The organism is Herbiconiux oxytropis (assembly GCF_024979315.1).
GTDB lineage: Bacteria > Actinomycetota > Actinomycetes > Actinomycetales > Microbacteriaceae > Herbiconiux > Herbiconiux oxytropis.
Genome location: NZ_JANLCK010000016.1, coordinates 54,306 through 60,683, shown reverse-complemented (window position 1 = coordinate 60,683; position 6,378 = coordinate 54,306). Strand labels below are relative to the sequence as shown.

The window sequence follows — 6,378 nt, the reverse complement described above, 5'->3', positions numbered from 1 at the left end:
CAAACGCCTCATCGCCCGCGAAATCTACTACGTCATCACCACTAGACATCCATAGGAGCATCCCGATGCCTATGACTCGAACGGATCATGCACACCCCACGGCCCGCTTCAGTCCGACCCGCTTCGATCGCCGGCTTCGGATGCACGGAGCGGCCTTTTCGAAGTTGCGAATCCGGCCGCGGCGATGTCGCTGGGCGCAGCGACGGTCCACACATACTCCTCCCGAACGGCCTTCCAGAAGCACCACCTTCCCCACACGAACCCCTCCCCCGAGACGGCTTCACCGTCGACGAGGAGGCTCGCCTCGTCGAGACCGATCGATGCGATCTCCCGTGAAAGGCGGTCACGCGCCGCACGATCGGTGCCGGCGATCTCCCGTCGGGGGTCGAACGCCGTCAGATAGCTCGGTGCATGCAGCTTGAGCGGATCGTCAGGCCCGCCGTCGCCGAGGATGGTGCGCGTCGAGACCCCGGCCGGATGGTCGGCTCCGGCACTGGAAGCGACGACATGGTTGACCTCCACCGACGACATCGCACGGTCATGCGACCAGATCGAGTACCCGAGAATCATCGCGTCCTACTCATTTTAGAGTCGGCGGCTACCGCGCTTCGCTCAGCGCGATGAATCGCAGCTCCGCACCGAGGTGGCGGAGCTCTCCGGTGCTGTAGCTGCCATGGATCCCCGAGCCGGCCGCGAAGTTCGAGTCGATCTGTCCGATTCTGGACGAGTCCAGGATGTAGCTGGTGTCACAGACGGCGTCGCCTCCCGAACACAGCTGCACCGTCTTGTCGACCAGGGATGAAGGGTAGGAGAACTCGCTCATCGTGACGTTGTCGACTCCGTCGATGCCGGCGAGGGCCGACGACTTGAGCCAATCCATGTAGGCGATGCCCGCGGACCCGATGAACGTGGCCGCGAACCCGTCGCCCGGAGAGGCGACGCCTGTGTTCGTGATGTTCAATCCATGGAATCGCAGAGGATCAGCCAGAAGCGCGACACCGGCGATGTGCTCCAGAAGAGGAGAATCCGACGCCTCCAGGAAGTTGAGGGCGGCATGGATCGCCCACGCACCTTGCGAGTAGCCGGCCAGAACGATCTTCTGGCCCGTCGCACCGCACTCGGCCACGGCTTCTTCGAGCTGAGCGATGAGCCTCACGGAGCCGTCCCAAGCACCGGGAACGTAGTTGCTCACGGCCTCGAGCTGGCCCCAGGGTGAAAGCCCCGGAGTCTGGAGGATAGGGACCGCGTTCGCTTCGTAGTCGATCCCGATGGCGTTGAACGACACGTCATTCGTCGTTCCGTCGCCGACGTACGCCTGGCTGGCGCCGACGAGAATCTCGCGCACGCGCGAGCCCAGGAAGTCGGTATTGCTCGAGGAGCGTTCTCCGGAGCCCATCATCCCGACGAAGAGCACATCGGAGCAGACTCCGTCGACTGCGGCGGCGACGGGAGTCGGCGCTCGCACGAGCGGAACCTCGTTCGCCACGCCTCTCCAGGGGTACACATCGAGACGCGCATCGTATTCGAATCTCACGTTCCAGAGTTGCGGGTTCTCATTGAATCCGGGCGGCCCCCCGTCACCCCACTGCACCGAGCGGGCGTCGAAGCGCGTCTCGGAGTCGATGAAGACGTCGCGACGGATTCCGAACTCGCAGGTGTCCACCGAACCGTGGAAGTACCCGGTGACGTCGGGTTCCAGCGTCAAGCAGTACCAGGCGGCGGACTCCTCCAGGTCCACTGCGCCCAGGCGCACAGTCGATTCGCCTTTGGCGCACACGGTTCCGCACGCGGTTCCCGCTTTTCGAATCGTCAGATTGTCGGCAGAGAACACCCCCGCGTTCTCCACGATGATGCCCTGCCACATGTCGCCTCTGCCCGTCGGTATGTACCCGGGTGGCAGTTCTCCGCTCGCTTCTCCCAGATCACCGCCCACGGTCGTGTCGTTGTAGTAGGTCATGACCACGGGGTCATCGAAGGTACCGGGAACCGACAGGGACCCTTGCACAGTCAAGCCGGGCGCCGGCGAGAACCCTTCTGCATGCTGGTCGAACTTCAGCACGGTCCCGGGGAGGACCGTCATCGCGATGCCCTCGGGGATCGTCAACCCGATCTCGCCGACGACGAACGGCATGCCCGTCGTGGGCACGGTCCAATCCTCGACGAGGGTGCCCTCGACGAAGATCGCGTTGATCCCGGTTCCGGTGACCGTGTTGCCGCCCAGCTTGGACGGTCGAAGATCGTACTGCCGCACAGCGATGGGCTGACCGTCGAATCCCGACAGGACGTTGTCTGCGATCTCGACTGCTCCGTGGACGTCGGGGTAGTTCAGCTCCACCCGGATGGTGCCATCCGTGATCGTGTTCCGGGTGAGGGAGATCACTCGATCGGACGATTCGCTCCCGCCGCGCATCAAGCTGACGGATCCGGTGACCGTCGAGTCCGCGATGGTGAAACCACCCCCGTTCGCGATCTCGTCCCCACCATCGAAGAAACCCTTGCCGAAGTAGCTCTCGAGATGCGTGACATCGACTTTCCCGGAATCGTTGACGTAGATCGCCTCCCAGGAGTCCGCCACGGGTTGGTCGGTTCCGCCGCGCGTGTCGCCACCGAACGAGTTGTCACTGCGCGCGGTGAAGATCACGGGAGCTCTGGCGGAGCCGCGAGCGACGAGCGCACCCGGCACGTACATGGCCACGCCGTAGTCGAACTTGACCACCACTCCTTCACCGATCGTGAGGGTCTTGCCCGCGGCGACGGTGAGGTCGCCCGTGACGATCACCACCGGGGTGGTGCGCTTGTTCCATGCCGTATTCGTCGAGATCGTGCCCTGAACGAGGAGCGACACCCCGTCGTGAACCTCTGCCGTGTAGTCGCTGTAACGGGTCAGAGGCGAATAGCCCGCCTTGCTGCCCGTCACGGCGACCTGTATGGGGGAGAACGCATCGGCCGGGGTCAGCTTGTACGTGCTCGACGTCGCCCCTGTGATCGCACCGTCCGCGTTCGACCACTGATAGCTGTACCGCAGGGACGACGGGGACCATCGGCCGAGGTTGACGCTCAGCACCTCACCCACGACGGTCTTACCGTCGATGACGAGGGGGCCGTCGGACGTCACCTCGAGGGGTTCGACCATCGCCGTGGCCACGCTGGTCGTCGTCTTGGAGGTGTAACCCGCTTTCGAACCCGTGACCGCCACCGTGACGGTCTTCCCCGCGGCCTCAGCAGGCAAGACGAAGGTCTTGTTCGTCGCACCGGACACCCCCATCCCCGCGACGATCCACTGATATGCCACGGCCACGGGCGCCGGCGCCCAGGAGCCGGCATCTGCTGTGAGGACTGATCCGACTCTCGCCGTTCCGGTGACGATCGGCACCGGCGTAGCGGTCAGCGACTTGTCGGCCGTCACCACGGGCGCGGTCGCCGCACTCGTTTTGGATGTCGTCGTCACACCCGTCTTCTGACCGGTGACCGTCACCGTGAGCGTCTTCCCGACGTCAGCCGCCACGGGCACATACGTGCTCTTCGTCGCACCACTGATCCCGACCCCAGCCCGCTTCCACTGATACGAGAACGCGGGCACCGGACTCCACACACCCGGCTTCGCCGTCAGCGTCGCCCCGACCTTCACGGCGCCCGAGACAGTCGGCACCGGCGCCACCTTGAACGGCACATCCTTCGCGGCAACCGGCACAGTCGCCGCACTCGTCTTGGACGTCGTCGTCACACCGGTCTTCTTGCCCGTGACCGTCACCGTGAGCGTCTTCCCGACGTCAGCGGCCACGGGCACGTACGTGCTCTTCGTCGCACCACTGATCCCGGCCCCAGCCCGCTTCCACTGATACGAGAACGCGGGCACCGGACTCCACACACCCGGCTTCGCCGTCAGCGTCGCCCCGACCTTCACGGCGCCCGAGACAGTCGGCACCGGCGCCACCTTGAACGGCACATCCTTCGCGGCAACCGGCACAGTCGCCGCACTCGTCTTGGACGTCGTCGTCACACCGGTCTTCTTGCCCGTGACTGTGACCGTGAGCTTCTTGCCGACGTCAGCGGCCACGGGCACGTACGTGCTCTTCGTCGCGCCACTGATCCCGACCCCAGCCCGCTTCCACTGATACGAGAACGCCGGCACCGGACTCCACACACCCGGCTTCGCCGTCAGACTCGCCCCCACCTTCACCGACCCCGAAACAGTCGGCACCGGCGCCACCTTGAACGGCACGCCCGCCGATCGCGTCGTCGGGTCTGACGGAATCGAGGCTCCCACGTTGTGAGTGGACACGACTCGCGACTCTGCCGCTGCGACAGACAGAGGCGAGATCGACGAAGACACCACGATGAGGGCGGCGAGAGCAACCAGCGCGCGGCGGAGGAGCTGTGAAGACGTGTTCATTCGGCAGTGGCTTTCGGCGGGCGGTCGGAGTTCGGCGGCTGCCCCATGGGCCAGACGGTGTGGCGGCGTTCCGCCGAAGTCTGACAGACAGCCGTCGACCAGCGCCCTCCCCCAACAGAGGGCCAATGGGCAGCCGGATCAGTCGAACTGCGGGTCGGCGGCGAGCTCGCGGAAGGCGGCCAGCGCCTCCGGAGAAGAGCGGATGCGCCAATCGCGCTCCTTCTCGACGTCGAACCAGACCAGCGCCTTGATGTCAGGAAAGCGGTCCCGCAGCGTCGGAGCGATGGACCGGATCCACTCGGCCTTCGATCCCCCGTCCTCCGACGAGGCGGTCTCTCCGATGATGATGGGCTTGCCGAGGGTGTGCAGGTCGTCGTACATGTCGGCGAACACGCTCTCGACGGACTGCCAGTCGAAGCCGGGTTCGGTGGTGCCCCAGTTGTAGCCGTCGATGCCGGTCCAGTCGACGTACTCGTCTCCCGGGTAGTACTCCAGGGCGGCCGGTGCGCCCTCGCTGTCGACGTTGTTGGGCGCCCAGACCCACACCACGTTCCCGCCGTCCGAGGCGGAGACGATGTCATGGATGTGACGGTAGGCCGCGACATAGAGCTCGGGGTCATGACCACCCCAGCCCTCCTCCTCGTTCATCTCGGCGGCGAAGTCGAGGAAGATCGGCTCCTTCAGTCGGGCGACCTCCCGACCGCGTTGCGCGAGCATGTCGTCGTATTCGCCGGCGACGATGTCGGCGAAGTCGACACCGAAGGGCTCCCAGTTGACCAGCGAGATCTGACCGCGATCCAGGTCCTCGCCCAGCACATCGTCCGTGGCCCACGGATCCTCCCAACCGAAGTAGGTCAGATGGAGTCGCGGAGTGCGGCCGATCGCCGCGTCGGTGTCGGAGACGCTGCCGTCGCCGTAATAGACACCGAGGTAGGCGCCCGACGCAGGGAGAAGCGGCGCCTCGCTCATGGACGATGCGGCAGCGGACGGCGCTCGAGGGGCCGGGGCCGAGACGCACCCGGATACCAGCACGAGCACCGCGCAAAGCGAGGCCAGAAGCACGGCAGTCGGCGGGCGGACGTTCGGGCGGGTGATCATCGGTCTCAGAATCCTCAAGGGTGACCCAACGGGTGAAATAGGTCGAGACCGCAGAAACGGCCTTGAACACCTGCTTACGGTGTCGTCATGCCATTCAAGTCATCCGCTCGCCTGCTGGTCCCCGCCCTCAGCGTAGCGGTGACCGTGACTGCATTCCTCGCAATGATCGCGGTCCTCCGCATGTAGGAATGCGAGCCCGTTAAACGCCAAGGCCCCCGCCTTTCGGCGAGGGCCCCGGAACGTCGGGTGATCGGGAGGGTACTTAGACGGAAGCCTTCTGACGACGGACGACGGTCAGGACGACGACGAACGCAGCACCGAGGGCGAGGAGTCCGCCACCGGCCCAGAGGCCGAGAGCCGGGTCCATCGCACCCGTGTTGGGCAGGCCACCGGTCGCACCGGTTCCGCCGCCACCGGAGGTGACGGTGATGAAGGCGTTGGCCACAGCACCCGAGCTGAGGCCGGTCGCGGTCAGCGTGTAGCTGCCCGAAGCGTTCTTCGGCAGGGTCACGGTGACAGAGACGGCGCCTTCGGCGTTGGCCTGCTTGATGAGGGCCGGGCTGGTCTCGACAGCGGCCACAACCGAGGCGAGCGTTGCCGAAGCGGCGCTCTCACCGGTGAGCGTGAAGGACACGTCTTCGTTCGGAGCGAAGCCCGTGAAGTTGACGGTGACGGTGCCACCGGGGCCGACGGTCACGCCGGGCGGCGGAGTCGGGACGTAGGCCTGTGCCGCAGCCGGAACTGCGAAGACGGCCAGAACAGCGAGCACAACGCCCGCAAGAGCCTTTTTGATCATGATTAGAGTTCCCCACCCTTGGTTGTTTTGAAGAGGTTCACCGCATGCAAACCGCGACATGCGAATGACAGTCGCTGTCGGTGACGCAGAT

At 65.4% G+C, this 6,378-nt stretch carries 4 protein-coding genes; all 4 read right to left on the bottom strand.

Going from position 1 to position 6,378, the window contains the following annotated elements; genetic code table 11:
* Positions 1-108: 108 nt before the first annotated feature.
* Positions 109-570 (bottom strand): hypothetical protein, encoded by a 462-nt coding sequence (locus N1028_RS18615; protein ID WP_259531014.1) that lies wholly within the window; start codon positions 568-570, stop codon positions 109-111.
* A 28-nt stretch (positions 571-598) separates the two neighbouring features.
* On the bottom strand, positions 599-4,267 hold the full coding sequence (locus N1028_RS18610; RefSeq protein ID WP_259531012.1) for a cutinase family protein: 3,669 nt from the start codon (positions 4,265-4,267) through the stop codon (positions 599-601).
* A 264-nt stretch (positions 4,268-4,531) separates the two neighbouring features.
* On the bottom strand, positions 4,532-5,362 hold the full coding sequence (locus N1028_RS18605) for a glycoside hydrolase family 26 protein (protein ID WP_259531011.1): 831 nt from the start codon (positions 5,360-5,362) through the stop codon (positions 4,532-4,534).
* A gap of 391 nt (positions 5,363-5,753) precedes the next feature.
* Positions 5,754-6,287 carry an LPXTG cell wall anchor domain-containing protein gene (locus N1028_RS18600; protein ID WP_259531010.1) on the bottom strand — a complete coding sequence of 178 codons (534 nt, stop codon included), beginning with the start codon at positions 6,285-6,287 and terminating at the stop codon, positions 5,754-5,756.
* Positions 6,288-6,378 lie beyond the last annotated feature (91 nt).

What these genes read in the sequence shown, in the direction of transcription:
- N1028_RS18615 (WP_259531014.1), bottom strand. Translation starts at nt 570, where the DNA reads ATGATTCTCGGGTACTCGATCTGGTCGCATGACCGTGCGATGTCGTCG.
- N1028_RS18605 (WP_259531011.1), bottom strand. Translation starts at nt 5,362, where the DNA reads ATGAGCGAGGCGCCGCTTCTCCCTGCGTCGGGCGCCTACCTCGGTGTC.
- N1028_RS18600 (WP_259531010.1), bottom strand. Translation starts at nt 6,287, where the DNA reads ATGATCAAAAAGGCTCTTGCGGGCGTTGTGCTCGCTGTTCTGGCCGTC.